25 protein-coding genes are annotated in these 24,856 nt (G+C 63.4%); 4 read left to right on the top strand and 21 right to left on the bottom strand.

Annotation, left to right across the window (positions count from 1 at the left end):
* Nucleotides 1-6 precede the first annotated feature (6 nt).
* A complete protein-coding gene (gene uraH / locus HX793_RS06645) occupies nucleotides 7-417 on the top strand; it encodes a hydroxyisourate hydrolase (RefSeq protein ID WP_016975025.1) in 411 nt (136 codons plus the stop codon).
* Between the two features lies 1 nt (nucleotide 418).
* Here uraH and HX793_RS06640 read toward each other — a convergent pair whose 3' ends face one another.
* On the bottom strand, nucleotides 419-1,111 hold the full coding sequence (locus HX793_RS06640) for a Crp/Fnr family transcriptional regulator (protein WP_177074413.1): 693 nt from the start codon (nucleotides 1,109-1,111) through the stop codon (nucleotides 419-421).
* Between the two features lie 83 nt (nucleotides 1,112-1,194).
* Between HX793_RS06640 and HX793_RS06635 the strand changes: the two genes are divergently transcribed.
* On the top strand, nucleotides 1,195-1,719 hold the full coding sequence (locus HX793_RS06635; protein WP_177094511.1) for an Mpo1 family 2-hydroxy fatty acid dioxygenase: 525 nt from the start codon (nucleotides 1,195-1,197) through the stop codon (nucleotides 1,717-1,719).
* 126 nt (nucleotides 1,720-1,845) lie between these two features.
* Here HX793_RS06635 and HX793_RS06630 read toward each other — a convergent pair whose 3' ends face one another.
* From HX793_RS06630 to dibA, 6 genes are all read right to left on the bottom strand, one after another.
* Nucleotides 1,846-2,826, bottom strand: coding sequence for a sulfate/molybdate ABC transporter ATP-binding protein (locus HX793_RS06630; RefSeq protein WP_177094508.1), 981 nt, complete (start codon nucleotides 2,824-2,826; stop codon nucleotides 1,846-1,848).
* Between the two features lie 3 nt (nucleotides 2,827-2,829).
* Nucleotides 2,830-3,702: a sulfate ABC transporter permease subunit CysW gene (gene cysW / locus HX793_RS06625; protein WP_010214166.1), complete on the bottom strand. Its 873-nt coding sequence runs from the start codon at nucleotides 3,700-3,702 to the stop codon at nucleotides 2,830-2,832.
* A gap of 13 nt (nucleotides 3,703-3,715) precedes the next feature.
* A complete protein-coding gene (gene cysT / locus HX793_RS06620; RefSeq protein ID WP_016975029.1) occupies nucleotides 3,716-4,534 on the bottom strand; it encodes a sulfate ABC transporter permease subunit CysT in 819 nt (272 codons plus the stop codon).
* A gap of 77 nt (nucleotides 4,535-4,611) precedes the next feature.
* On the bottom strand, nucleotides 4,612-5,622 hold the full coding sequence (locus tag HX793_RS06615; protein ID WP_016975030.1) for a sulfate ABC transporter substrate-binding protein: 1,011 nt from the start codon (nucleotides 5,620-5,622) through the stop codon (nucleotides 4,612-4,614).
* Nucleotides 5,623-5,689: 67 nt separating this feature from the next.
* On the bottom strand, nucleotides 5,690-5,872 hold the full coding sequence (oscA, locus tag HX793_RS06610; protein WP_003170956.1) for a sulfur starvation response protein OscA: 183 nt from the start codon (nucleotides 5,870-5,872) through the stop codon (nucleotides 5,690-5,692).
* A 297-nt stretch (nucleotides 5,873-6,169) separates the two neighbouring features.
* Nucleotides 6,170-8,086 carry a phosphodiesterase DibA gene (gene dibA / locus HX793_RS06605; protein WP_177051858.1) on the bottom strand — a complete coding sequence of 639 codons (1,917 nt, stop codon included), beginning with the start codon at nucleotides 8,084-8,086 and terminating at the stop codon, nucleotides 6,170-6,172.
* Nucleotides 8,087-8,252: 166 nt separating this feature from the next.
* On the opposite strand from dibA, the gene desA reads away from it, so the two are divergent.
* Together desA and HX793_RS06595 are read left to right on the top strand one after the other, a co-directional pair.
* A complete protein-coding gene (gene desA / locus HX793_RS06600; RefSeq protein WP_016976653.1) occupies nucleotides 8,253-9,437 on the top strand; it encodes a delta-9 fatty acid desaturase DesA in 1,185 nt (394 codons plus the stop codon).
* A 188-nt stretch (nucleotides 9,438-9,625) separates the two neighbouring features.
* Nucleotides 9,626-10,627, top strand: coding sequence for a sensor domain-containing diguanylate cyclase (locus HX793_RS06595; protein ID WP_177051860.1), 1,002 nt, complete (start codon nucleotides 9,626-9,628; stop codon nucleotides 10,625-10,627).
* A gap of 100 nt (nucleotides 10,628-10,727) precedes the next feature.
* Here HX793_RS06595 and HX793_RS06590 read toward each other — a convergent pair whose 3' ends face one another.
* The 14 genes from HX793_RS06590 to HX793_RS06525 form a co-directional block, all read right to left on the bottom strand.
* Nucleotides 10,728-11,936, bottom strand: coding sequence for an HDOD domain-containing protein (locus HX793_RS06590; protein ID WP_177051862.1), 1,209 nt, complete (start codon nucleotides 11,934-11,936; stop codon nucleotides 10,728-10,730).
* A gap of 368 nt (nucleotides 11,937-12,304) precedes the next feature.
* A complete protein-coding gene (locus HX793_RS06585) occupies nucleotides 12,305-12,553 on the bottom strand; it encodes a DUF2274 domain-containing protein (protein WP_003160610.1) in 249 nt (82 codons plus the stop codon).
* Nucleotides 12,550-13,830 carry a TraB/TrbI/VirB10 family type IV secretion system protein gene (locus HX793_RS06580; protein ID WP_023124822.1) on the bottom strand — a complete coding sequence of 427 codons (1,281 nt, stop codon included), beginning with the start codon at nucleotides 13,828-13,830 and terminating at the stop codon, nucleotides 12,550-12,552. The genes HX793_RS06585 and HX793_RS06580 overlap by 4 nt, the downstream gene beginning before the upstream one ends.
* Before the next feature lie 2 nt (nucleotides 13,831-13,832).
* Nucleotides 13,833-14,717, bottom strand: a complete 885-nt coding sequence (gene trbG, locus HX793_RS06575) for a P-type conjugative transfer protein TrbG (RefSeq protein ID WP_428842760.1) — start codon at nucleotides 14,715-14,717, stop codon at nucleotides 13,833-13,835.
* Between the two features lie 269 nt (nucleotides 14,718-14,986).
* Nucleotides 14,987-15,688: a conjugal transfer protein TrbF gene (gene trbF, locus HX793_RS06570; RefSeq protein WP_024087509.1), complete on the bottom strand. Its 702-nt coding sequence runs from the start codon at nucleotides 15,686-15,688 to the stop codon at nucleotides 14,987-14,989.
* A gap of 12 nt (nucleotides 15,689-15,700) precedes the next feature.
* Nucleotides 15,701-17,068: a P-type conjugative transfer protein TrbL gene (gene trbL, locus HX793_RS06565; RefSeq protein WP_024087510.1), complete on the bottom strand. Its 1,368-nt coding sequence runs from the start codon at nucleotides 17,066-17,068 to the stop codon at nucleotides 15,701-15,703.
* Nucleotides 17,065-17,358 (bottom strand): EexN family lipoprotein, encoded by a 294-nt coding sequence (locus HX793_RS06560; protein ID WP_024087511.1) that lies wholly within the window; start codon nucleotides 17,356-17,358, stop codon nucleotides 17,065-17,067. The genes trbL and HX793_RS06560 overlap by 4 nt, the downstream gene beginning before the upstream one ends.
* A gap of 11 nt (nucleotides 17,359-17,369) precedes the next feature.
* Nucleotides 17,370-18,098, bottom strand: a complete 729-nt coding sequence (gene trbJ, locus HX793_RS06555; RefSeq protein ID WP_024087512.1) for a P-type conjugative transfer protein TrbJ — start codon at nucleotides 18,096-18,098, stop codon at nucleotides 17,370-17,372.
* Nucleotides 18,095-20,545: a conjugal transfer protein TrbE gene (gene trbE / locus HX793_RS06550; protein WP_024087513.1), complete on the bottom strand. Its 2,451-nt coding sequence runs from the start codon at nucleotides 20,543-20,545 to the stop codon at nucleotides 18,095-18,097. The genes trbJ and trbE overlap by 4 nt, the downstream gene beginning before the upstream one ends.
* A gap of 15 nt (nucleotides 20,546-20,560) precedes the next feature.
* Nucleotides 20,561-20,830, bottom strand: coding sequence for a VirB3 family type IV secretion system protein (locus HX793_RS06545; protein WP_023087386.1), 270 nt, complete (start codon nucleotides 20,828-20,830; stop codon nucleotides 20,561-20,563).
* On the bottom strand, nucleotides 20,827-21,210 hold the full coding sequence (locus tag HX793_RS06540; protein WP_023124817.1) for a TrbC/VirB2 family type IV secretion system protein: 384 nt from the start codon (nucleotides 21,208-21,210) through the stop codon (nucleotides 20,827-20,829). The genes HX793_RS06545 and HX793_RS06540 overlap by 4 nt, the downstream gene beginning before the upstream one ends.
* On the bottom strand, nucleotides 21,207-22,232 hold the full coding sequence (gene trbB, locus HX793_RS06535) for a P-type conjugative transfer ATPase TrbB (protein ID WP_023124816.1): 1,026 nt from the start codon (nucleotides 22,230-22,232) through the stop codon (nucleotides 21,207-21,209). Before trbB ends, HX793_RS06540 begins: the two co-directional genes overlap by 4 nt.
* Nucleotides 22,229-22,693, bottom strand: a complete 465-nt coding sequence (locus tag HX793_RS06530; protein ID WP_023124815.1) for a hypothetical protein — start codon at nucleotides 22,691-22,693, stop codon at nucleotides 22,229-22,231. The genes trbB and HX793_RS06530 overlap by 4 nt, the downstream gene beginning before the upstream one ends.
* A complete protein-coding gene (locus HX793_RS06525; protein ID WP_023124814.1) occupies nucleotides 22,690-24,693 on the bottom strand; it encodes a conjugal transfer protein TraG in 2,004 nt (667 codons plus the stop codon). Before HX793_RS06525 ends, HX793_RS06530 begins: the two co-directional genes overlap by 4 nt.
* Nucleotides 24,694-24,856 lie beyond the last annotated feature (163 nt).

Genomic DNA, 24,856 nt, shown 5'->3' with positions numbered 1-24,856 from the left:
CTCTCGATGAAAACCCTAAGCATGACCCTCGCCGCCCTCAGCCTGAGCAGCCTGTGCAATCTGGCATTCGCGGACGGCAACCCCCTGAGCGTGCACGTGCTCAACCTGGAAAACGGCCTGCCGTCTGCCGGTGTCAGCGTCACCCTGGAGCAACACGTAGGCGATCACTGGCAGTCGCTGTCCGAAGGTGTCACCAACCAGCAGGGGCGCATCGCCGAACTGTTCCCGGCCAACCAAGCCATGAAGCCCGGCGAGTACCGCGTGGTGTTCAAGACCGGCGATTACTACAAAAACGCCGGTCGCGAGACATTTTTCCCCGAAGTGCCGGTCATTTTCCAGGTCAAGCAGGCCGACCAGCATTACCACATTCCACTGCTACTCAGCCCTTACGGGTTCTCCACGTATCGCGGCTCCTAGCTCAACCGTCGACGCCTGCGGCTTGCCGCAGGCGTTGCAGGTCGAGCACTTCAATCGCACCGTAACTCAAGCCGAGGATGCCCTGCTGCTCCAGCGCCTTGAGCAGACTGTTGATGGTCTGGCGCGAGAGGCCCAACATCGCCGCCAGGTCTTCCTGCGGCAAGTGCAGGACGCGGCGCGTCTGGGCTATTTCACCGTAGCCTTCGGCGATCATCAGCAACCGATGGGCCAGGCGCACCGACGTGGGCATCAGGCTTATCTGTTCGATATTGATCAACGACAGGCGCAATTTGTGGCTCATCAGCAGCGCCACATCCCGCCAGTACACAGGGTGTTTGTCGAGGATTTCGAGCATCAGCGCCTGCGGTATCTGCAACAGTGTGCACGGACCCATTGCCAGCGCATCGTGCGTGCGCGGCAAGCTGTCAAACAGGCATATCTCACCGAACCAGTAAGGTGATTCAACCAGGCTCAGTACCGCTTCCTTGCCTTGGGCATTGACCGCGCTGATCCGCACGGCACCTTCCAGCACCGCATACAAGCCGCAGGGCGGATCGCCGCGCTTGAACAGATACTCTCCCGCCGCGAGCTGTCTCACGCGGGAATTAGCCAGCAAGCTATGCTGAAAAGACGCGGGCAGGTGGCTGAACCAATGACCGGTGGCCAACCGCGAGCGCCATTGTTCCGCGTCCATGTGAACTCCTAAGATTGTCGCCCAACTGACAGTTCGCCACCGGCTGACAGGGCATGATCAAGCATCCTACAGGAGGAACAACAATGAAAAGCCTCGTCGATCACCTCAGTCAATACGCTGCCTACCACCGCGACCCGCGCAACATCGCCAGCCACTTTATCGGCATCCCGCTGATTGTTGTTGCGGTGGCCGTGCTGCTGTCCCGCCCGGAATGGGCTGTCGGTGGGCTGTGGATCTCACCGGCCGTTCTTCTCGCGCTGTTTTCGGCGTGGTTCTACTTGCGCCTGGAGTTGGCACTGGGGCTGTTGATGACTGTGCTGATGGGCTTGTCGGTGTGGGCCGGGCACGTGCTGGCGGCACAGAGCACACTGGTGTGGCTCAGCAGCGGCATTGGGATGTTTGTGGTGGGTTGGGTGATTCAGTTCGTCGGGCATTACTACGAAGGCAAGAAGCCGGCGTTTGTGGATGACGTGTCGGGGCTGATCGTGGGGCCGTTGTTTGTGGTGGCGGAGTTGGCGTTTTTGCTGGGGCTGCGGCATGCGCTCAAGCAGCAGATCGAGGAGCGTTCGGGACCGGTGGCCGTTAGAGGAAAACGCGCCACGGTCTGAAGCCGAGAGAGGTCAGAATGTGGGAGCGGGCTTGCTCGCGAATACGGAGTACCAGTCGACGCATTCATCAACTGGTAGACCGCATTCGCGAGCAAGCCCGCTCCCACATTGGATGTTGCGCAATATTTAGGCTTTTTGCCAAACCTTTGGCTTGAAGAACAGCGTCTCGCCGCGTGCCAAGTTGGTCAGGCTGTCGTGGTCTTTCACCACTTCGGCTTCGATCAATTCGCTCTGGCCTTCGACCTTCAAGGTCACACGCGTGGTCGCGCCCAGCGGGCGAATATCACGCACTTCCGCCGCGTGATGGTCTTCCAGCTCATGCCGCGACAGCGACACTTCGTGCGGGCGGAACAGCACGTGTTTGTCTTCACCCAGGTGCAGGCGGTTCGAATCACCGAGGAAGTGATAAACGAAGTCGCTCGCCGGGTTTTCGTAGACGTCACCCGGTGAACCGATCTGCTCGATCACGCCCTTGTTCATCACCACGATACGGTCGGCGACTTCCATGGCCTCTTCCTGGTCGTGGGTCACGAAAACCGAGGTCAGGTTGATGTCTTCGTGCAGGCGCGCCAGCCAGCAGCGCAGTTCTTTACGCACCTTGGCGTCGAGGGCGCCGAACGGTTCGTCCAGCAGCAGCACTTTGGGTTCCACCGCCAGGGCGCGGGCCAGGGCGATACGTTGGCGCTGGCCACCGGACAACTGCTCCGGGTAGCGATCCGACAGCCAATCCAGCTGCACCATGTTCAACAGCTCATGCACCTTGACCGCGATCTGGCTTTCGTTCGGGCGCTGGTTCTTCGGTTTCATACGCAGGCCGAACGCCACGTTGTCGAATACGGTCATGTGGCGGAACAGCGCGTAGTGCTGGAACACAAAGCCGACATTGCGATCACGCACGTCGTGGCCGGAGACGTCTTCACCGTGGAACACGATGCTGCCGTCATCCGGGGTCTCGAGACCTGCGATGATGCGCAGCAAGGTGGTCTTGCCGCAGCCGGACGGGCCAAGCAACGCCACCAGCTCGCCACTCTGGATGTCCAGGTTGATGCTGTTCAGGGCCTTGAAGGCGTTGAAGTTCTTGCTGACATTACGGACTTCGATCGACATGACTTATTCCTCAGCCGCACCGGCGCGCAGGCGGTTAATACGGTTCTCGCTCCACTGCTTGAGCAGCAGGATGAAGAGCGCCAGGATCAGCAACAGACTCGCCACCGCAAACGCGGCAACGTGGTTGTATTCGTTGTAGAGAATCTCGACGTGCAGCGGCAGGGTGTTGGTCACGCCGCGAATGTGGCCGGACACCACCGACACCGCACCGAACTCACCCATGGCCCGTGCGGTACACAGCACCACGCCGTAGATCAGGCCCCATTTGATGTTCGGCACAGTCACATGCCAGAACATCTGCCAGCCGTTGGCACCGAGCAGGCGCGCGGCCTCTTCTTCCTGGGTGCCCTGCTCCTGCATCAGCGGGATCAGTTCACGGGCCACGAAGGGCACGGTGACGAAGATGGTTGCCAGCACAATGCCGGGCAAGGCGAACACGATCTGGATGTCATGGTCCTGCAGCCACGGGCCAAAGAAGCCCTGGGCGCCGAACATCAGCACATAGACCAGGCCGGCAATCACCGGCGACACCGAGAACGGCAAATCGATGAGCGTCACCAGGATGCTTTTGCCACGGAACGAGTACTTGCTCACGCACCACGCGGCGCTGACGCCGAACACCAGGTTGAGCGGCACCGAAATCACCACGGCGATCACCGTGAGTTTCAGCGCCGACAGGGCGTCGGGCTCGAGAATCGCGGTGAAGAACGCGCCGAGGCCGTTCTTCAAGCCCTGGGTCACCACGATAAACAGCGGCAACAGCAGGAACAGCGCAAATACCAGCCAGCCAAGGCCGATCAGGATACGTCGCGATGCCGCGCTGCCACGCCGGGCAGCGTTGGCCGAGGACGCGGCGGAAATAGACGATTGGGACATGTTCCGCGCCTCCTTATGGACGTTCGATGCGCCGCTGCAACAAGTTGATCAGCAGCAGCAGGACAAAGGAAACCACCAGCATCAGCACGCCGATGGACGTGGCGCCGCGGTAGTCGTATTGGTCGAGCTTGACCATGATCAGCAGCGGCAGGATCTCGGTTTTCATCGGCATGTTGCCGGCGATGAAGATCACCGAGCCGTACTCACCGACGCCACGCGCGAACGCCAGGGCGAAACCGGTCAACCAGGCGGGCAGCAACGCGGGCACCAGGATGTGACGGAACACCTGCAACGGCTTGGCGCCCAGGCAGGCGGCGGCTTCTTCGACCTCCCGGGGGATATCGGCCAATACCGGCTGCACCGTACGCACCACGAACGGCAGCGTGACGAAGGTCAGCGCCAGTGTGATACCCAACGGGGTGTAGGCGATCTTGAAGCCCAGGTCGGCGGCGAACTGGCCAACCAGGCCGTTAGGCGTGTACAGCGCGGTCAGCGCGATACCGGCGACGGCGGTGGGCAAGGCGAACGGCAAGTCGATCATCGCATCGATGACCTTGCGGCCTGGGAAGGTGTAGCGCACCAGCACCCAGGCCAACAGTGTACCGATCACGCCGTTGATCAACGCGGCGTACAGCGCGGTGCTGAAGCTCAGTTGCAACGCCGCCAGCACGCGTGGTGCGGAGATAATGTTCCAGAACTGATCCCAGGTGAGTTGAGCGGCGTGTACAAACATCGCCGCAAGGGGGATGAGTACGATCAGGCTGAGGTACACCACGGTGTAGCCCAGCGTCAGCCCGAAGCCGGGTATGACGGGGGAGATACGACGCGACATAAGAGTCCTTGGTTAAGGGAACTGACACACAAAACCCGCAGGTGAATGCGGGCTCTGTGGACGGGTTGTTGCTCGGCTTACTGCGCGGTGTAAATCTGGTCGAACACGCCACCGTCGTTAAAGAACTTCGGTTGGGCAGTTTTCCAGCCACCGAAGTCTTTGTCGATAGTCACCAGGTCCAGTTTCGGGAACTGTTGGGCGTATTTGGCGGCGACTTTTGCATCGCGTGGGCGGTAGAAGTTCTTCGCCGCAATCTCCTGGCCAGCCGGGCTGTACAGGTGTTTCAGGTATTCGGTGGCGATTTCGGTGTTGCCCTTTTTCTCGGCGTTCTTGTCGACCACGGCTACTGGCGGCTCGGCGAGGATCGACAGGGACGGCACGACGATGTCGAACTTGTCGGCGCCGCCGTCTTCCTTCAACGCCAGGAAGGCTTCGTTTTCCCAGGCCAGCAACACGTCACCCTGACCGTTGTTGACGAAGGTGATGGTCGAACCGCGAGCGCCGGTGTCCAGCACAGGTACGTGCTTGAACAGTTCTTTCACGTATTCCTGGGCCTTGGCTTCGCTGCCTCCGGCTTTCAGGCCGTAGGCCCAGGCGGCGAGGAAGTTCCAGCGGGCACCGCCGGAGGTTTTCGGGTTCGGGGTGATCACGGACACGTCTTTCTTGATCAGGTCGCCCCAATCCTTGATGCCTTTAGGGTTGCCCTTGCGCACCAGGAACACGATGGTCGAGGTGTACGGGGTGCTGGCGTCCGGCAGGCGGGTCTGCCAGTTTTCCGGCAGGGTCTTGCCCAGCTTGGCGATTTCGTCGATGTCACCGGCCAGGGCCAGGGTGACCACGTCGGCGCGCAGGCCGTCGATCACCGCGCGGCCTTGCTTGCCCGAACCACCGTGGGATTGCTGGATCTTGACGTTGTCGCCAGGGTGGGACTGTTTCCAGAAGTTGGTGAACTCAGCATTGTAGTCCTGGTACAGCTCACGGGTCGGGTCGTACGAGACGTTGAGCAACTCGTAGTCCTTGGCAACGGCGGAACCTGCAAACACGGCGCTGGCCAGGGCGGCCAGGGCATAACGGCGAATCGACGACATAGAAGCTCCTGAAAATTCTGGGGTGTTGGCTTTTTCTTATTAAGTGCGGGTCTATCGCCGTCAGTGCTTAGCTCGGTTTGTTACCCGGGTTCTGCAAACGGAATTTTTCTTTGCGTTCGATCTGTACCACTTGAGCGTTGTGCACAGTGATTTCCACCGCGCCAAACCGCAGATCGCGCAACGCGCTCTGGATCTCACGCAAAATGGCTGCTTCGTCCTGGCCGTCGACGCTACGTAGAGATGCGCTCATGGTCTCGCTCCTGAAATGAATAGTGCCTCGCAGTGGCGGCACTGCTTGCGGCGTGAGAGCGATAGTAGATAAGCGGAGATATTCTTAAAAATACTATTTAAGAATGTTTATATAACCAGAAAGAATTTTCTGGTGGGACGTGGAGTTGCAACAGTTTTCAGCTCGAAAATACTTCTTTAAGGGTGCCACTGAACCCTGTGGGAGCCGGGCTTGCCCGCGATGACGGTGTGCCAGCCAACATCATTGTCGACTGACAATCCGTCATCGCGGGCAAGCCCGGCTCCCACATTGATCGCGTCATGCCTGTCCGATTACGGGGGCCCGCGACCAATCAATTTCCTGCGCCGGCACCGGCCTGCCAAACCAATACCCCTGCCCCATATCGCAATCCTGATCCAACAAAAACCGCGCCTGCTCAACCTGCTCGATGCCCTCGGCATGCACCTGCATCCCCATGCTTTTAGCGAGGGCAATCACCACGCGCACGATGGCCGCGTCGTCTTCATCACAGGGCAAGCCAGCGACGAAGCCTTGGTCGATCTTAAGCTTCTGCACCGGCAGCCGCTTGAGGCGCAGCAGCGACGAATAACCCGTACCAAAATCATCGATCGCCAGGCGCAGCCCCAACTCACGGAGACGGTGCATCTGCTCCAGCGCGACCTCCGGGTCTTCCATCACCGCGCTCTCGGTGACCTCCAACTCCAGGAAGGCCGGATCCAGGCCCGTGTCATGCAGCACCAGGGCGACCTGTTCATACAGCTCACGCCTTGCAAACAGGCGGCTGGACACATTGATGGCGATAAAACTCAGCGGGGCGCCATCAGCCAGCCATTGGCACATCTGCCGACACGCCTGGTCCATCACCCAGGCATCAATCTCGGCAATCAGCCCGGTGCGCTCGGCGATCGGGATAAATTCCCCCGGCGGCACCAGGCCGCGTTCCGGGTGCTGCCAGCGCACCAGCGCTTCGACGCCGATCAGACGGCTGTTGTGCAGGTCGTGCACGGGTTGGTAATAGACGCAGAGTTCCTGCTGTTCGAGGGCGCGGCGCAGTTCGCTGGCGACTTCTACGCGATTCTGCGCATGGGCGGTCAGTTCCTCGGTGTACAGGGCGTAGCCTTCGCGCCCGGCGCTCTTGGCCTTGAACAGTGCGGAGTCGGCATTACGCAGCAACTGTTCGGCACTCAGCGCGTCGTTGGGGAAGAGGCTGATGCCAATGCTCGCGCTGATAAACAGCTGGTGGCCGTCGAAGATGAAAGGCTGCTTCATCGCGTCCAGCATGCGCTGCGCCAAGCCCGCCGCCAGGGCGACCTGTGGACAACTTTCCGCCAGCACCGCGAACTCATCCCCTCCCAGGCGCGCGAGCGTCACGCCAGGGCCAAACAGCGCCTTGAGCCGTTCGCCCACCAACTTGAGCAACTGGTCACCGACGTTATGACCCAGGCTGTCGTTGATGATCTTGAAGTGGTCCAGGTCCAGCAACAGCAGGGCACAACCGCGCTTGTGGATTTGTGCCGAGGCCAGCGCCTGCTCGGCGCGGTCGGTGAACAGCAGGCGGTTGGGCAGGTCGGTCAGCGGGTCGTGGTGCGCGAGGTGGGCCAGTTCGTGCTCGGAGTCCTTGATGGCGCTGATGTCGGAAAACACCGCGACGTAATGGCTGACCTGCCCTTGGTCATCGTGAATGACCCGAATGGTTTGCCACTGTGGATAAATCTCACCGCTTTTGCGTCGGTTCCAGATTTCACCGCTCCATTCGCCGGTGCGCTCCAGGCTCTGGAACATCTGTTGATAGAAATTCGACGAATGGCGACCGGATTTGAACAGGCTGGGCTGATGCCCCATGACGTCTTCGCGGCTGTAGCCGGTGATCTCCATGAACGCCCGGTTGACGTGTACGATCAGCCCCTGTGCGTCGGTGACCAACACGCCTTCGCGGGTGCAATCGAACACGGCGGCGGCCTGGCGCAGGCGTTCGCGGTTTTCTTTCAGCGGCTGTTGCCGTTGATGGGTACGGGCAAATCGGGCGCAGATCAGATAAATCAACAGGGCGCTAAGCGCCACCCACACATAGCCGCACACCTGCAGCCAGTGGTTCAGCTCACTCTGGTTATCGAGAAACTCGATCAATACGCGCTGAGTGACGCCGATCCACAGAACGGAAACCAGCAGGTATACCAGCCCCGCACGCAGGGCACCTCGGTATGAAAACAGCATATGGTCAGTAATCCTTACCAAAAAAACAGAATCGCCCTACAAAGGCTGCGGATTATAGAATAAGAAACATCCAGTCACTCCTATCTGAAAGGGCGGCTGGTTTTCTCTGTAGGCTTAGTGATAATGCGTGAGCTGTTCTTTTCTTTATCTGAGGGCCATACAGCCTATGTGGTACAACGGTTTTCTTGACCTGTCAGCCTGGCAACTGGTGGCGGTCACTCTGTTGATGACCCACGTGACCATCGTTGCGGTCACAGTCTATCTGCATCGCTATTCGGCCCATCGCTCCCTGGAGCTCAATGCCGGCCTGAAACATTTCTTCCGCTTCTGGCTGTGGTTGACCACGGCGCAGAACACCCGCGAGTGGACCGCCATCCACCGCAAGCACCACGCCAAGTGCGAAACCGTCGACGACCCGCACAGCCCGGTCATCAAGGGCCTGTCCACCGTGATGCGCAAAGGCGCCGAGTTGTACCGCGCCGAGGCCGAAAACCCCGAGACCCTGCGCATCTACGGCAAGAACTGCCCGGAAGACTGGATCGAACGCAACATCTACACCCCCTACCCGCTGCTGGGCGTGGCGATCATGGGCGTGATCGACCTGCTGCTGTTCGGCACCATCGGCATCACCATCTGGGCGATCCAGATGATGTGGATTCCGTTCTGGGCCGCCGGCGTGATCAACGGCCTGGGCCATGCCGTGGGCTATCGCAACTTCGAATGCCGTGACGCGGCGACCAATTTGGTGCCGTGGGGCATCATCGTCGGTGGCGAAGAGCTGCATAACAACCATCACACCTACCCCAACTCCGCCAAGCTGTCGGTGAAGAAGTGGGAATTCGACATGGGCTGGGCATGGATCAAAGTCTTCAGCTTCCTGCGCCTGGCCAAGGTGCAACGCGTCGCGCCCATCGCCCACCGCGTGGAAGGCAAGGGCCATCTGGACATGGACACCGCCATGGCGATCCTCAATAACCGTTTCCAGATCATGGCCCAGTACCGCAAGTTGGTCATCGGCCCGCTGGTCAAGCAGGAGCTGGAAAAAGTCGATCACTCGGTGCGGCACCAGTTCCACCGCGCCAAGCGTCTGCTGTCGCGGGAAACCAGCTTGCTGGATGACCGCCACCATCTGCGTATCCAGAGCATGCTGGAACACAGCCAGGCGCTGAAAGTGATTTACGAGAAGCGCCTGGCGCTGCAGCAGATCTGGCTCAAGACCAGCTCCAATGGCCACGATATGCTGGCGGCCATCAAGGAATGGGTGCATGAAGCCGAGGCCAGCGGCATCCAGTCCCTGCGGGATTTCGCTCACCAATTGAAGACTTATTCGCTGCGTCCTGCGACAGCCTGATGGTGCGGTGGGAGGGCTTGCTCTCCCACCTATCAGCTTTTTGGCGTCATTTACCGGGCACCGGCAATCGGTCCTGTTGACGGAACTTCACCGTCATTACCCTCTCTCAATGAACACTTCGCCATCATGGTGGCCCCTTGTAGCGACCGCTGCTCCAACCTGCGGCGCGCCCAGAGAGAGTTGTGCCGATGGTTCACGAAAATCCTTACTTGCCTGATCCTCCCACCGCTGAACATCCGCGTCCGGCTGCCGCTGCGACCCTGTTGGCGCTGGTGCATGCCCAGGGTGAAGTCGAGCGGTTGAGCGAGCGTGAGCAGCTGTTGAGTTCGATGCTGGTGAGCGTGAACGCGGTGCTGTGGGCCATCGATTGGGAAACTCGCCGTGTGCTGTACGTGAGCCCGGCCTATGAACGCGTTTTCGGACGTTCCGCCGGACTGCTGCTGGCCGATCACCGGGAATGGCGCAACAGTATTCACCCCGAAGACCTCGACTACGCCGAACACAGCCTGGCCCGCGTGCTGGAACAGGGCGCCGTGGAAGACCGCGAATACCGCATCATCACCGCCGACGGGCAGATCCGCTGGCTGAGCGACAAGTGCTACATCAACCAGCAGGTCGAGCCCGGCGAACCGCTGATCGTGGTGGGCATGGCCGAAGACATCACCGAAAAGAAACAGCTGGAGTTGGAGCTGCACCGCCTGGCGACCACCGACGTGTTGACCCAGAGCAGCAACCGCCGGCACTTCTTCGAATGCGCCAACCAGGCCTTCGATACGGCCTGTGCCCAAGGTGCGCCGTTGGCCTTCCTGCTACTGGACATCGACGACTTCAAGGACGTCAACGACAGCTATGGCCACCTGGAAGGTGATCAGGTGTTGCGACGTATCGCCGAGAGCGGCCGCGGGGTATTACGCCGTGGCGATCTGTTCGGACGCATTGGCGGCGAAGAGTTCGCCGCCGTCCTGCCCGGCTGCGCGCCGGAAATGGCCTTGCAAGTGGCGGAACGGTTGGGCAGGGAGATTCAGGCACTGAGTTTCAGCTATGAAGGCCAGGCCTTCAGCGTGACTATCAGTCAGGGCCTGGCCAGCCTCACGGAGCAAGACTCGACCCTGGACAGCCTGTTCGCCCGCGCCGATGCGGCGATGTACGAAGCCAAGCGCCAGGGGAAAAACCGCGTCATCGCGGGCTAACACCGCCCCCCGTAGGAGCTGGCTTGCCAGCGATAGCGGTGGAGGCTGATACACCGCCATCGCTGGCAAGCCAGCTCCTACAGGGTGATCGGTGTGGACTTCAGGCCTTGCGTACCCGCATCAGTTCCGCCAAGCCGACCTTGAGCAATCGTGCAGTCTTGCCCCTGGCGACCTCTTCCAACCCTTCATGCTCAGTCAAGCGCGCCATCTGCGCGGCCAGGTTCACCACCAACGCATCCCGGCCATACACCCCGCCTTCCAGGGAGTAGGTCGCCGCAATCAGTTGGCGCAGTTCCAGCGGCAAACGCCAACGCGCGCGCAGTGCCGAACCATAGGCGGCGCCGAAGGTGTAGAGAGACTCACCAATCGCTTCGTCATCCAGCGCACCGCCGCCCTGGCGCCAGTCTTCCAGGCAGCGCAACAGCGCCAGGTCACCCAGCCGATGGAGGATAGCGGCGCTGTAGCAACGTTCGTGGTCCAGCTCCAGCATGCGTGCCAACCGCCGAGCGTAGTCGGCGGTGTCCTGGGACAACTGCCAATGGCGCTCCGCATAGGCCACCAGGGCCGGGTCACCCAGCACCACGTTGTGCTTGAGCGCCAGGCCGAGAATCAGGTTCATGCTTTGCCCCGGCACCAGCTTTTGCAACGCCGCAGGCAAGGATTGAACGGGGGTGCCGTGATGGCCGGCGCTGTTGGCGGCCGCAATAAGCACAGCGGTGATTTGCGGGTCCGCGCGCACCTGGTCTTCCAGGCGCTTGAGGTCCAAGCCTTCGGGCCCGAGGCTGTGCTGCACTGCAGCTCTCACATCGACTCGCAACGGCGCGCCATCGGACGCTTCGCGGCGGCGCTCAAGGAACACCGGCAAGGTCATGCCCGGTGACAGCGGTGGAATCTCGCAGTACACCGTTTCGCCTTCGTTGAGCAGCAGGTCTTGCAGGCGCTGGGTCAGGCCTTCCATATTCAAGGGTTTGGTCAGATACGCCGTGGGCGCCAGAGGCAAGGCTTCACGCACGCTGGCACTGTCATTGCGACTGCTCAGCAGAATGAACGGCAACGCTGGCGAGCGGCGCTTCTGGCGCACGCTGCGCAGCAGGCTCAGACCATCGACGCCCGGAAGCTCCCAATCGGCCAGGATCAGGTCGTAGGCTTTTTCTCGCAGCAACGTCGCTGCTTGCTGCCCGTCCGCACACACATCCAGCCGTGCGTCGCAGCGCACATTCAACAACACTTGCTTAAGCAGGTCCCGCGACCAGGGGTCCGCCTCGGCAATCAACACGCGGGGTACAGCGGGTAAATCAACAGCAGTCATCCAGCACGCTCCATCGGCAATGCTTGCACCTTAGACAATGCAGACGCCTACGTACAATGAACACGGCCTGAATGTGCGGCAATGGGCATAAAAAATGTCCGCTGTCAAGCCCTTAGTGCGGACATGCAGCGGTGCGAAAGGTCTTATGGGGCAAGAGGTTAGGCCAGATTTCGACCGCCATGTGCTCTTGCTGCTTATCGAGCTAGGTGCCGCATAGGCGCTTCGCGGTAGTAAACGCAGGGGCGTCGTAGCGGGCAAGGTCGCGTCGTCATCATAGCCCCAACTTATCGCAAGACGCCCTCAAAAGCGAAGCGCAGCCCGTGAGCTGCGCTTCCGTCATGGGGATGCTAGCGGACTCGTCCGCAGCATCAGGGCGGTTTCGGCGGCGAAGCCTTGGCGACTGCCGCTCCCTTCCTGAATCCCCGATCCCCGGCGATGAATGCCTCCAGCATGTGCGGGATCAGCGTCGTTGCATCGACCGTTTCGCCGTAGGTCTGCGCGTGCAGCACCGCATAGCGGTCGAGGTCGGCCTTGAGGCCGGCTGGACAGGCGAAGGTCAGCTTGATGCTCTCGGTCTTGGGCAGCGGCCCGAGCCGCAGCTTCTTGGTCGTACTCATTGCGAAGCTCCCCGATTGAAGAACAGCGGCTGGTAGGGCCGCAGCACCAGATCGCGGTTGACGATGATGCGCACCGGCAGGCCCGGCCGCTCGGTCAAAGTGGGCTGGATGTTGAGGTTGCGCCGGGTCATCTCCTGCCCGACCTGATTAACGCTGTCCTGCAGGCTGTCGCGGCCGGCGATGATGACGCGATCGCCGTTACGGTTCTCCGGCGCGGCCAGTTCGGCGCCGACGCCCAGCAGCGTCGTCAGCGCCGCACCGGCGAAGACGCGATCCCAATGCCAATCGACGCCATCCTCCAGGCCGGCGTAGCCGGCCGGATCGGTGCCAGCAAGGTTGTCCAGCGTCAGCGAGGACGTGTCGGGCAGGATGATGCGGTTCCAGACAACTTGAACCCGGCTCTGCCCGTAGGCGACCTGGCTGTTGTACTTGCCGAAGATGCGCGAACCCTGCGGGACCAACAGATAGCGGCCGGTGGCGGTGTCGTACACCGGCTCCGTCACCGTGCCGATCACGTCGCCGGGCAAGTCCGACTTGATGCCTGTCACCAGCGCCGCCGCGATTACCGTCCCCGCCATTACCTGATAGGGCGAGGACGGCATTTGTAGATTGCCGGAATTACGGGTTTCCGTGGTTCCGGCTTTCTGGAACACCTCTTTCTGGTCTTGCCGGTTCTGCACTGTGGTCGGGTCGGCAGGCTGCGCCGCCGTCGAGGCCGGCCCAGCGGCCTGCGGGTCGAAGCCGGCCAAGCCAGATGACGGGCCGGCAGCCGCCACTTGCGCAGGCGCAGAAGCGGCACGCTGGTTGCTGGAGCGGAAGAACACCGACGATCCCGCTGCCGCTTCGGCTTCCTTGCGCCTCGCGTCACGCTCGGCTGCCGCCGCATCCTGGCCGGGCGGCGTGTAGCGGGCCACCGCTGGCTGCTGCGAGTTCACGATAGCCGGCCCCAGGTCGCCCGGCAGCGGCGGCCCCAACTCTGGCACCTTCGGCGGCAGCTTCGAGTAGTCGGCGGGAAGCTGGTCGAGTCCTTCGGACTTCGACACGCGATCCACGTTGTAAAGCTCGGCCGGCTCGTTGCCGCCGCGCCGGTGCGTCGGCTGCAATGACCACATCGTTGCGCCCAGTACCGCGACGCCGAGGCCACCAGTCAGCAGCGCCAGCGTGCGCCGATTGAGACGTGTCACCGGGCGCGGCTGCGCTCGCAGCGCCACATTCTCCGGCGCGACCTTCGGCGTGGCATCAGGAATCGGCACGTCCGGGATTCCGTCGTGGCTCATGGTCAGTTCCCCCGCGTGCCATCCGTACGCTCGATGCGCACCATGTCGCCCTTGTCTCCACCGAGACGCAGTTCGGCCGCGCCGAACAGCCGATCCACGATGTAGTACGGCGAGCGGAAGCGGTAGTTCACCAGTTGCCCGTCGCCCTGCGCGCCGATGACGAACAGTGGCGGCAGTTCGCCTTGGGCGATGCCCGGTGGAAACTGGATATAGACCTTCTCGCCGTCATCGAAGGCGCGCAACGGCTTCCACGGTGGATTGCTGCCGCTGATCGCGTAGCGGAAGCGGATCTTTTCCAGCGACAAGCCGGTATCGACCGGCGCGGCCGCTTGCGCGGCTTGATCCTGACGCCGCAACGCGAGCATCTGGTCTTTCGGATACTCCCACGATACCGACGCCATCCATGCCTTGTCGGTCGAGGTCAGCTCGATCAGGTAGGTGCGCCGGCTGGTGGTGATGACCACGTTCGTTTTAAGGCCGGAGCGGATGGGTTTCACCAGCACGTTCACGCGCAGATCATTGCCGGCGCCGCTGGATGTGTCGCCGACGATCCAGCGCACGGTATCGCCGGCGGCGACCGTTACCAGTTCCTCACCGGGCTGGAGCGAAATCACGGTGACGCGCCCCGGCGCGGCATAGACTTGGTATAGCGCGCCGTCGGTGAAGGGCCAGACCTGAATCGCATTGACGTAGCCCTCGCGCGTTGGCGCGATGCGCGCCTCGGCGTTGGCGCGCGACACGCGCACAGTTTCGTCGGCCGGCTCCGGTGCGGGCTTGGCCTCGTCCGCTTCCGGCAGTGGCTTCATCTGCGCCGGCAGCGGCAACACTTTCGGCACCGTCACCACTTCGACAGGCTTGGGCGGTTCCGGTAGCGGCTGCGCCTGCACTGGCTCATCGAGCGAGATGCGTGGCGGCGGCTTGCCTTGCGAGGCGCAGCCAGCGAGCGCAGCCACCAAGGTCAACAAGCTGACCGTGTAGAGGACTTGGCGATCCAGTCCGAAGCGCGGCGAAAACAGCGGGAAAGCCAGCATCAGCCCATCGTTCAAACGCCGGCGGTATTCATTTTCGTCGGCGTCCGGTTGGCTGCGCCCAACACGGGTTTTTCTTTCGATACTGCCGGGCCGGGGTAATGGCAGAGGACGGGTTTGCAGTGATTTCATGGTTTGGCTCCTTCGGACGCATCCAGTTCGCGGCTCCACGACAGCCCGTTGACGTAGATGCCCAGCGGGTTCTTGCGCAGGCGCTGCTCGGTGCGCGGGGTTTGCAGGACGGTGGAAATCACGGCGTTCCAGCGTTCGGTTCCGGCCGGTGCGCCATTGATGAATCGCTGTTCTGTCCAGCGCACGTTGAACGACGAATCGCTAGCGCGCGTGACGCTGGTGATCTGCACCGTCACGGATTCTTTGCCGACGCGAGCGAACGGGTCGTTCTTGCTGGCGTAATCGTTGAGCACAGCCGCGCCGCGGTCGGTGGTGTAGTCATAGGCATCGAGCCAGTTCTGCCGCACCACGATGGGGTCGATGGACAGCGAGCGAACCAGCGTGACGAAGTGCGCGAGGTGGAACGCGATCTGCGCGTCCGTGGGTTTGTACGGCGTAATTGCCTCGCCAACAGCGCGCACATGATCCTTTTCCACCTCGACCACGTAGGGCGTCACCAGCGATTGCGTGGAAAGCCGAATTCGGTCGCCCGCGAGTAGCAGCGCGAGCGCAAGGCAGCCGAAGGCCATCAGCCGCCAGTTCTTCGCCTGCACGCGGCCCGAGCCGATACGCTCGTCCCACACCTGCGCGGCGGCTTGATACGGGGTGGCAGGCTGCGGTGTATCGGCGTAGCGCACCTGCGGTCGCTTGAATCGCATGGCTCGTTCTCCTCAAGAATCGGAATTGCCCAGGCTTGGGCCTTGCGCCGAGCCACCGCCATCCCCGCCGCGCAATGTGTGCGCGGCAGTGGTCGCCGCATGGGCGATCTGTTGACGGCGGTGCAGCCGCTTGGCCCAGGCGGGCTGCGACTGCTCGGCAGTGTTGGCTTGTGCTTCGCTCGCGGCCTGACCGGATGCGCTGGCACCGGATGCGGCGGCGCCCGCGCCGTCCGAGCGAAACGCGGCGGCTGCGCGCTGCCCAACTGAGCGCACCCCGGCGGCGGCCTTCTGGCCGACTGCTTGCGCGCCGGTCTTAGCAACATTGCCCAGGCCAGCCATTGCGCCTTTCGCGCCGCCGCCGGCGGCGGCGGAACCGGCTTGGAACGCCGACCGCGCGCCGGTCGCGGTCGAAGCAGCGGCACGGGCGCCGCTGCCGATGGCGCTGGCGGCGGCCGGCGCCATGCGAGCACCAGCAGCAACAGCACCGCCAACGCCGGTAGCGGCAGCGCCGACAGCGACGGCTGTTCCCGCCGCGCCTAGCGCCGCACCAGCCATCGCGCCGGCCCCGAGCTGCGGCGAGCCGGACACAAGGCCCGTGGCGATGCCCGGCCCGTAGATGCCGAGCGCGAGCATGGCGAGCGAGGCCAGCATCACGACCAGCGCATGATCGATGGAAGGTTCATCGGGCGTGACCTGGAACTCGGCGAACAAGCCCGTACCGATGCCGACGATGACGGCCAGTACCAACACCTTGATGCCCGACGCCACCACGTTACCGAGCACTTTTTCGGCGAGGAACGCGGTCTTGTTCCAGAGCGCGAACGGCACAAGCACGAAGCCGGCGAGCGTGGTCAGCTTGAACTCGATCAGCGTGATGAAAAGCTGCACCGCCAGCACGAAGAAGCAGAGGATGACCACCAGCCAGGCGAGAAACATCACGACGATGGGTGTGAGGTTGATGAACACCTCGGGGAAACCGGCCATCTCGCTGATCTGGTCGAGGATCGGCGCTGCCGCGTCGATGCCGGTCTTGGCGAGATGCCCCGGTTGCAGGAACGTCTCCATGCTCAAGGTCGAGCCGGTAGCCGTCAGGCCCAGGCCGGCGAACGAGCGGAACACGATGCTCGCCAGCATGTTGAAGTTGCCGATGATGTAGGCGAAGGCGCCGACGTAGAGCACCTTGCGGATGAGCTTCGCCATCACGTCTTCGCCCTGGCCGGTAGCGTGGCCGAGCGCCCAATACAAACCGGCGAGCGTCATGTCGATCGCCACCAGCGTTGCGGTCAGGAACGCGACTTCGCCGCGCAGCAGGCCGAAGCCGGAGTCGATGTAGGTTGAGAAGACGTTGAGGAAGTGGTCGATTATCGAAACGTCGTTCATGGCCGTGCCTCCATCGGCGCGCTGGGATCGTCGAAGCTGGCCGGGATCGGCGGCAGGTCGGCCAGCGTCTGGTATTCATCCGGCCCGGCCCGCCCGGAAAGGAAGCGGCGCAGATCGGCTTGCGCGACCTGCGCGCAGAACGCGCCGTCATGTTCGCCATGCCGGCACTGCGCACGCAGCGCGTGCAGCCGTGCCGGATTGGCGGCCAGTGCATCGACCGACAGCGCCTGCCGCCGGTCGCAACCCGCCAGCAGGCACACGAAGGCAAACAGGACGGGCGCGTGCTTCATGGCCGTGCCCGTCAGTTGCCGTAGAAGTTGACCGACTGCGGCGTGTACGCCGTGCCGGTGCCGAGAAAGCGTCGCGTCACCTCACGGCCACGTTCGACGGCGGCGGCCTGACGCGCCAGTTCCAGCGACACCGCGCGCCCCTGCGTGAGCTGGAGCTGCTGCGCCTGAATGGATTGCTTCGCCTGCAAGGCCAAAAGCTGATTGGTCGCCTGCATGGCCTGCAAGGCGCCCGTGGCCGACTGGCTCTGGCCGACCAGATCGGTCAGCACGCCCTCGTCCTCGGTCACGTTCTGCGACACCTGCGCCTGCATCCGCATCGCGGCCTGCAAGCCTTCGAGCGTGTTCTGCCAACGCTGGTGGGCATCTTGGTACATCTGGTTGCCGCTCACGGTCGCGGCGTACTGCTCTGGGTATAGGCGCGCGAACTGCTGGTCCATGCTCTGCACCTGGAACGCCAGTCCTTGCGCCTGCGCGATGAGTTGCTGGGTGGTCGCCAGCGTCGAGCGCAGCCGGTTGACCACGTTGAACGGCAGGCTCGCCAGGTTACGCCCCTGGTTGATGAGCATCTGCGCTTCGTTCTGGAGTTGCTGAATCTGGTTGTTGATCTGCTCCAGCGTGCGAACCGCGGTCAGCGTGTTCTGCACGAGGTTGGTTGGATCGACGACGACCCATTGCGCCTGCGCGGTGGACGTGACACCGATCAACGCAGCGATGACGAGGGAAAAAAGGCGAATCTTCATTGCGAAATCTCCTGTGGTTGGGGAGCGAGGAAGGACGCGGCAGATGGTGCGGACGGCAGCAGGTCGGCGGCCCAATCGAGGCCGCGATGGCGCAGCCACGCGCCGGCGAAGCCGGGTGCGCCGGCCTGCGTCAGCACGCGGTCGATGTCGCGTTGGTCTTGCGGTGTGGATGCGCCCGCGAACGCGAGCGCGGCCGGCCCCAGGTCGAGGTCGAACAAGCGATTGCCTAATCTGGATTGGTAGTAGTAGTCGCGCTTGGGCTGCGCAGTGGCGACGATCTCGATTTGCCGACTGTTGAGGCCGAAGCCCTCGTAGATCGTGCGAATCTGCGGCTCGGTGGCCTGCGGATTAGGTAAGAAAATCCTGCTCGCGCAGCTTTCGATGATGGCTGGCGCGATGGTCGAATCCTTGATGTCGGCCAGCGACTGCGTGGCAAAGATGACGCTGACGTTCTTTTTCCTGAGCGTCTTGAGCCATTGCCGGATGCGGGCCGCGAAAGACGGCTCATCGAGGAACAGCCACGCCTCATCGAGAATCAGCAGCGTGGGCGCACCGTCGAAACGCTCGTCGAAGCGGGCGAACAGATAACGCAGCACTGCTTGCACGGCGGCGGGGCTGTGCATCAGTTCTTCCATCTCGAAGCCCTGCACGCCGGCCATGCCAAGCCGGTCGTGGTCGGAGTCCAGCAGCTTTCCGTGCGCGCCGCCCAGGACATAAGGCGCGAGTGCCTGGCGCAGCGCGTTCGATTGCAGCAGCACGGAAAGCCCGGTCATCGTGCGCTGTTCCTGCGGCGCACCGGCGAGGCTCCCCAGCGCCGACCAGATGGCCACCTTCTCGTCCGGGCCGACGGTCACGCCTTCATGCAGCAGGCGACCTTCCACCCATTCGGCGGCCCAGGAGCGGTAGCCCTCATGGTCGATGCGGGCGAGCGGCTGGAATGCGATGCTGCCATCGGCGCCCAGGTCGTAGTGCTCGCCGCCCAGGCCGAGGATGGTGGCGCGCATGGAGCGGCCCATGTCGAAGGCGAAGATCCGCGAGCCGAAGTAGCGTCGGAACTGCAAGGCCAGCGTCGCCAGCAGTACCGACTTGCCCATGCCGGTCGGGCCGGCGACCAGCGTATGCCCCACGTCGCCGATGTGCGTGACCAAGCGAAAAGGCGTTGCGCCATCGGTGCGGGTGACGATCAGCGGCGGGCCGTCGAGGTGGTCGTTCTTCTCCGGCCCGGCCCATACTGCCGACAGCGGTATCATGTGCGCCAGGTTCAGCGTCGAGACGATGGGCTGGCGCACGTTCGCGTAGGCGTTGCCGGGAATGGACGATAGCCACGCATCCACGGCGTTGAGGGTCTCGGGGATGGTGACGAACCCGCGCCCTTGGATGACGCGCTCCACCATGCGCAGCTTCTCGTCGGCCACGGCCGGGTCGGCGTCGAGCACCGTCACCGTGGCGGTGAGATAGCCGAACGCGACTTGATCGCTGCCCAGTTCCTGCAAGGCCGCGTCGGCATCGGCGGCCTTGTTGCTGGCGTCGGTATCGACCAGCGGGCTTTCCTGCTGGAAGATCGTCTCGCGCAGCAGCGCGACGACGTTCTTCCTTTTCGCAAACCACTGGCGGCGCAGGCGGCCCAGTTCCTTTTCCGCCTCGGCTTTGTCCATGCAGAGGAAGCGCGTGCTCCAGCGGTAGGCAAAGCCCAGGCGGTTGAGGTCGTCCAGCAAGCCCGGCCAGGTCGAGGTCGGAAAGCCGCGCACCGACACCACGCGCAGGTGCTGGTCGCCCAGCGTGGGCGCCAAGCCACCGACCAGTGCCGAATCGGCCAGCAGCGCGTCCAGATGGAAAGGCACTTCGGGAACACCGATGCGATAGCGCCGCGTCGAGACGGTCGCGTGCAGGTAGGTCAGCGTCTGGCTGTCGTCCAGCCACGCAATCTCCGGCATCACGCCATCGAGAAGGTCGAAGATGCGTTCGGTTTCGGCGCCGAACGCGGTCAAGTGTTCACGCCAGTCCACGCCGGCGGTCGGTGTGTTCTCGTAGAGCAGCTTGGCCGCGCGGGCGCGGGATTCCTCCGGCGGCAGGTATTGCAGCGTGAAGTGATAGCCGCTCTCGAAATGGTTGCCGGATTCCTCGAAGGTCGCGCGCCGTTCCTCGTCCACCAGCCACGACAGCGGTTCGGGAAAGTCCGAGTGCGGATAGTCCGCCGCCGGCAGGCGCTCGGCTTCGACGAACAGTGCCCAGCCGGCACCGAGGCGGCGCAGTGCGTTGTTTAGGCGCGCAGTCTTGGCGATCAGTTCGCCTTGCGTTGCGCTTTCCAAGTCAGGCCCACGGAACCGCGCCGTACGTTGAAAACTGCCGTCCTTGTTCAAGACGACACCCGGCGCGACCAGGCCGGCCCACGGCAGCCAGTCGGCGAGCAAGGCTGGGCGCTGGCGGTATTCGGCGAGGTTGAGCATTGCGGCGTCCTCCCGTCACACGTCCAGCAGCGGCTTGTGCTTGAGGTGCTTGGCGAACACCTGCATGAACTGCGGATCGACGCGCGCACCCCACACCGCCAGCGAATGGCCGACGATCCAGAGCACGACACCGGGAATCCAGAGTTGCAGGCCCAAGCCCACGGCCGCGGCCAGCGTCCCGTTGGCGATCGCCACGGTGCGCGGCGCACCGCCCAGCAGGATCGGCTCGGTCAGCGAGCGATGCAGAGGCACCTCGAAGCCAGGCAGGTCGGTGGCCGTGCTCATACGACGGCCCCGCCGGAGAAACTGAAGAACGACAGGAAGAAGCTCGATGCCGCGAACGCAATGGACAGACCGAACACGATCTGGATCAGCTTGCGGAAGCCGCCGCTGGTGTCACCGAACGCAAGCGCGAGGCCGGTGGCGATGATGATGATGACCGCGACGATGCGCGCGACTGGCCCTTGGATAGATTCGAGGATGGATTGCAGCGGCCCTTCCCAGGGCATCGAGGAACCGGCGGCTTGTGCCGTGCCGGCGGTCGCCAGCATGACGGTCGCCGACAACAGGCCGTGGTGCGCCGGCCCGACCAGGCGGCGCAGGCGTGCGGGGATGGAAACCGGATTTACGGAAAAGCGGAAAGCATGGGCGTGCGTCTGCGTCATGGCAGTTCTCCAAGGTGGTTAGGGGACGGGGAAGAAAGCGGCACTTCTGGAAGCGGCTGCTCCAGCGCATCTGCCAGGCGATAGCCCACGCCGTCGAAGCCAAAGACGCGGGCGATGCTCTCGATACGACGGCGCCGGCCACGGCCGGCGATGTGGATGACGACATTGACCGCCTCGGCGACGAGCGCCCGCGGCGGGTTCACGGCCACTTCGAGAATCAGTTGCTCCAGGCGCAGCAATGCCCCAAGCGCGGAACCGGCGTGGATCGTGGCGATGCCGCCGGGATGGCCGGTGCCCCACACCTTGATGAGATCCAGCGCCTCGCCGCCGCGTACCTCGCCGACGATCACGCGGTCGGGGCGCAGGCGCATCGTGGCGCGCACCAGCTCGGTCATCGACACGACGCCGGCGCGCGTGCGCAGCGGTACGTGGTCGCGCGCCGCGCATTGCAGTTCGATGGTGTCTTCGAGCACCAGCACGCGGTCGCCGGTGGCAGCGATCTCGGCGAGCAAGGCATTTGCCAAGGTCGTCTTGCCGGTGCTGGTGCCGCCGGCGATGAGAATGTTCTGCCGCTCGCGTACCGCGTCACGCAGGAACGCAGCCTGCTCAGCAGTCATCATTCCGTCGGTGACGTAGCGTTCCAGCGGAATGACGCCGACCGCGCGCTTGCGCAGCGCAAAGGCTGGGCCAGGAGCGGCCGGCGGCAGAATGCCCTCGAAGCGTTCGCCGGTTTCCGGCAGCTCGGCGGTCAACAGCGGCTGACCGCGATGCACTTCCGCGCCGACGTGGGCCGCGACCAGGCGGATGATGCGTTCGCCGTCTGCCTCGGACAGCTCGGCGCCCATCGGGGCACGACCCGACGACAGGCGATCGACCCATAGCGTGCGGTCGGGGTTCAGCATGATTTCCACCACGTCCGGGTCTTCCAGCGCGGCGGCGATCAGCGGCCCCATCGCCGTGCGCAACATGCGGATGCGCCGGTCGAGCGATGTAGTGGCGAAGGATTGCGGCACGGCGCTCATGACCCACACTCCTCGGCCGCCGCCAGCGCCGCCGCGTCATCGAGCCGGGCGGCATCGGGGTTCAGTTCTTCCACCACGTCGCGTACAAGGCTGCGCCCGCGCATCAGGTGGCGGCCGAGCTGTTCGACGAACTGCTCGAAACGTGCCTTGCCCTGCGCGCGTGCGGCTTCCTGATGCGCCTCGGGAACCGGCGTGCTGACTGTGAGGTAGTAGCGAACGAACAGCGCCAGCGTCTCGATCTCGATGTTCTGGTCGCGCTCCAGCCGCTCGAACTGGCGCGACAACCGATCGAGCCGCTTGGCGATGGCTGCCTCGCGCTGGTCGCCTGCATCGGGTGACAGCCACGATGCGAGCGCCGCCGCGACGATGCTGGACTTCGAGACGCCTTTCTTGGTGGCCAGCTCGTCGAGGCGTTTTGCATGCTCGTGCGGAATGAACAGGTTGAGGCGGTACTGGCTCATAGCTCGATCCCGTCTTGTTGGTCGAGGGACGCCAGCCGGGCCGTGCGCTGCATGGCCGGGTCGAGCTGACGGGGAAGCGGCAACGGCAGGTCGTCGTCATCGAGCAACGCCAGGTCGTTGTCGGCCGGCTGCTGTTCGGGGCTGTATTCGGCGATTTCGGATAGCTCTGGCTGCCGGCGCGGCCCGCCGTCGTCGGCAGCGGCGCCGGTGTCGTCGTCCGCCAGGCCGGCGGCAGGCGCGACCGGCACAGCAGGAATAGCCAGCCCGCTCCAGTCGTCGGGCCGAACCGGCGGCGCATCGGCGTAGCGTCCGGCCGCGAGCGCGGGCGGCGGAAGCACGCGGCGCTTGAAATTGGCGTCGGCGTAATAGCGCAACTTCTTCGCCTTGATCGGTGCGACGCTGGACACCATCACCACGGCATCGTCGGGCGGGAGCTGCATCACTTCACCGGGCGTCAACAGTGGGCGCGCGGTTTCCTGGCGCGACACCATCAGGTGCCCCAGCCACGGTGCGAGCCGGTGGCCGGCGTAATTGCGCTGCGCACGCAGCTCGGTGGCCGTACCGAGCGTTTCGGAGATGCGTTTGGCGGTGCGTTCGTCGTTGGTGGCGAACGTCACGCGCACATGGCAGTTGTCGAGGATGGAATGGTTCTGGCCGTAGGCTTTGTCGATCTGGTTGAGCGACTGCGCGATGAGGAAGCTGCGGATGCCGTAGCCGGCCATGAACGCCAAGGCCGTCTCGAAGAAGTCGAGGCGGCCCAGCGCAGGGAACTCGTCGAGCATCAGCAGCAATTTGTGCCGACGCGCGATGCCATCGCTGCCGTCGAGCGATTCGGTTAGGCGCCGGCCGATCTGGTTGAGGATCAAGCGCACCAGCGGCTTGGTGCGGCTGATGTCCGAAGGCGGCACGACGAGGTACAGCGAGACTGGATGTTCGGACGCGATCAGGTCGGCGATGCGCCAATCGCAACGCGACGTGACTTCGGCCACCGTCGGATCGCGGTACAGGCCGAGGAACGACATGGCGGTGGACAGCACGCCCGATCGCTCGTTGTCCGACTTGTTGAGCACCTCGCGCGCAGCCGATGCGACGACGGGATGCGGCACGTCGCCCAGGTGCCGCGTGGTCATCATCCGGTGCAGCGTCAACTCAAACGGGCACGCGGGATCGGACAGGAAGTTGGCGACGCCGCGCAGCGTCTTGTCCTCGCCCGCATAGAGCACATGCAGGATGGCGCCGACCAGCAGCGCGTGCGAAGTCTTCTCCCAGTGGTTGCGGCGTTCGAGCGCACCTTCGGGATCAACGAGAATGTCCGCGATGTTCTGTACGTCGCGCACTTCATGCGCGCCGCGCCGGACTTCCAGCAGTGGGTTGTACGCGGCCGACTTCGGATCGGTCGGGTTGAACAGCAGGCAGTGCGAGAAGCGCGAACGCCAGCCGGCCGTGATCTGCCAGTTCTCGCCCTTGATGTCGTGGATGACGGCAGACGCTGGCCAGCTCAACAGCGTGGGCACTACCAGGCCGACGCCTTTGCCGGAGCGCGTCGGCGCGAAGGTCAGGACGTGTTCCGGGCCTTCATGCCGCAGGTATAGGCCACGATGCAGGCCGAGAAACACGCCGGCAGGCTTGTCCAGGCCGGCCTTGCGAATGTCTGCGGCTTCGGCCCAGCGTGCAGAGCCATAGGTCGTGACCAGCTTCGATTGCCGCGAGCGCCATACGGACATGGCAATAGCGACCAGCACGGCCACCAGGCCGCTGCCGCCAGCGATTGCGCCGCCGGTGTCAAAGATGCGCGGTGCGTAGGCGTCGAATGAGAACCACCACTCGAACAAGCGCCAAGGGTGATAGACCGGCGTGCCGAGTAAGTCGAACCAGGGCGAGCCAAGGCGTACTTGATAGCCCAGGGCGGCGGCTGTCCACTGCGTGGCGCTCCACACGCCGGCAATTACGATGCCGAACACGACACCGATTTGCCCGAACAGCACACCTTGACCTTGCATCCCGGCCTCCGCTTTCTCCTCGTTGTCACGCGGCACAAAAGCGTGCCGCACGCATAAGGATCGGAGTCAGGTCAAGGGTTGGTCAAAGACCGTTATCGGCAGGAATATCGCGGAAAAAGCAAGATTTCATGCACGGGCGAATGTACGGAAAACGCCGCCTACG

The organism is Pseudomonas reactans, assembly GCF_013387025.1.
In the GTDB taxonomy this organism is placed as follows: Bacteria; Pseudomonadota; Gammaproteobacteria; order Pseudomonadales; family Pseudomonadaceae; genus Aquipseudomonas; species Aquipseudomonas reactans.
Note: the sequence above shows the minus strand (reverse complement) of the source record. Positions and strands in the feature narration are given on the sequence as shown.

Excerpts from the sequence above, each read along its gene's own strand:
- HX793_RS06635 (WP_177094511.1), top strand. The coding sequence starts at position 1,195 with ATGAAAAGCCTCGTCGATCACCTCAGTCAATACGCTGCCTACCACCGC.
- trbJ (WP_024087512.1), bottom strand. The coding sequence starts at position 18,098 with ATGAAGATTCGCCTTTTTTCCCTCGTCATCGCTGCGTTGATCGGTGTC.
- uraH (WP_016975025.1), top strand. The coding sequence starts at position 7 with ATGAAAACCCTAAGCATGACCCTCGCCGCCCTCAGCCTGAGCAGCCTG.
- dibA (WP_177051858.1), bottom strand. The coding sequence starts at position 8,086 with ATGCTGTTTTCATACCGAGGTGCCCTGCGTGCGGGGCTGGTATACCTG.
- HX793_RS06530 (WP_023124815.1), bottom strand. The coding sequence starts at position 22,693 with ATGAGCCAGTACCGCCTCAACCTGTTCATTCCGCACGAGCATGCAAAA.
- HX793_RS06590 (WP_177051862.1), bottom strand. The coding sequence starts at position 11,936 with ATGACTGCTGTTGATTTACCCGCTGTACCCCGCGTGTTGATTGCCGAG.
- trbF (WP_024087509.1), bottom strand. The coding sequence starts at position 15,688 with ATGCGATTCAAGCGACCGCAGGTGCGCTACGCCGATACACCGCAGCCT.
- HX793_RS06630 (WP_177094508.1), bottom strand. The coding sequence starts at position 2,826 with ATGTCGATCGAAGTCCGTAATGTCAGCAAGAACTTCAACGCCTTCAAG.
- HX793_RS06640 (WP_177074413.1), bottom strand. The coding sequence starts at position 1,111 with ATGGACGCGGAACAATGGCGCTCGCGGTTGGCCACCGGTCATTGGTTC.
- desA (WP_016976653.1), top strand. The coding sequence starts at position 8,253 with ATGTGGTACAACGGTTTTCTTGACCTGTCAGCCTGGCAACTGGTGGCG.
- cysW (WP_010214166.1), bottom strand. The coding sequence starts at position 3,702 with ATGTCCCAATCGTCTATTTCCGCCGCGTCCTCGGCCAACGCTGCCCGG.
- oscA (WP_003170956.1), bottom strand. The coding sequence starts at position 5,872 with ATGAGCGCATCTCTACGTAGCGTCGACGGCCAGGACGAAGCAGCCATT.
- HX793_RS06560 (WP_024087511.1), bottom strand. The coding sequence starts at position 17,358 with ATGAAGCACGCGCCCGTCCTGTTTGCCTTCGTGTGCCTGCTGGCGGGT.
- HX793_RS06585 (WP_003160610.1), bottom strand. The coding sequence starts at position 12,553 with ATGAGTACGACCAAGAAGCTGCGGCTCGGGCCGCTGCCCAAGACCGAG.
- HX793_RS06540 (WP_023124817.1), bottom strand. The coding sequence starts at position 21,210 with ATGACGCAGACGCACGCCCATGCTTTCCGCTTTTCCGTAAATCCGGTT.
- HX793_RS06615 (WP_016975030.1), bottom strand. The coding sequence starts at position 5,622 with ATGTCGTCGATTCGCCGTTATGCCCTGGCCGCCCTGGCCAGCGCCGTG.
- HX793_RS06525 (WP_023124814.1), bottom strand. The coding sequence starts at position 24,693 with ATGCAAGGTCAAGGTGTGCTGTTCGGGCAAATCGGTGTCGTGTTCGGC.
- HX793_RS06595 (WP_177051860.1), top strand. The coding sequence starts at position 9,626 with ATGGTTCACGAAAATCCTTACTTGCCTGATCCTCCCACCGCTGAACAT.
- trbL (WP_024087510.1), bottom strand. The coding sequence starts at position 17,068 with ATGAACGACGTTTCGATAATCGACCACTTCCTCAACGTCTTCTCAACC.
- HX793_RS06545 (WP_023087386.1), bottom strand. The coding sequence starts at position 20,830 with ATGAGCACGGCCACCGACCTGCCTGGCTTCGAGGTGCCTCTGCATCGC.
- trbE (WP_024087513.1), bottom strand. The coding sequence starts at position 20,545 with ATGCTCAACCTCGCCGAATACCGCCAGCGCCCAGCCTTGCTCGCCGAC.
- trbB (WP_023124816.1), bottom strand. The coding sequence starts at position 22,232 with ATGAGCGCCGTGCCGCAATCCTTCGCCACTACATCGCTCGACCGGCGC.
- HX793_RS06580 (WP_023124822.1), bottom strand. The coding sequence starts at position 13,830 with ATGAGCCACGACGGAATCCCGGACGTGCCGATTCCTGATGCCACGCCG.
- cysT (WP_016975029.1), bottom strand. The coding sequence starts at position 4,534 with ATGTCGCGTCGTATCTCCCCCGTCATACCCGGCTTCGGGCTGACGCTG.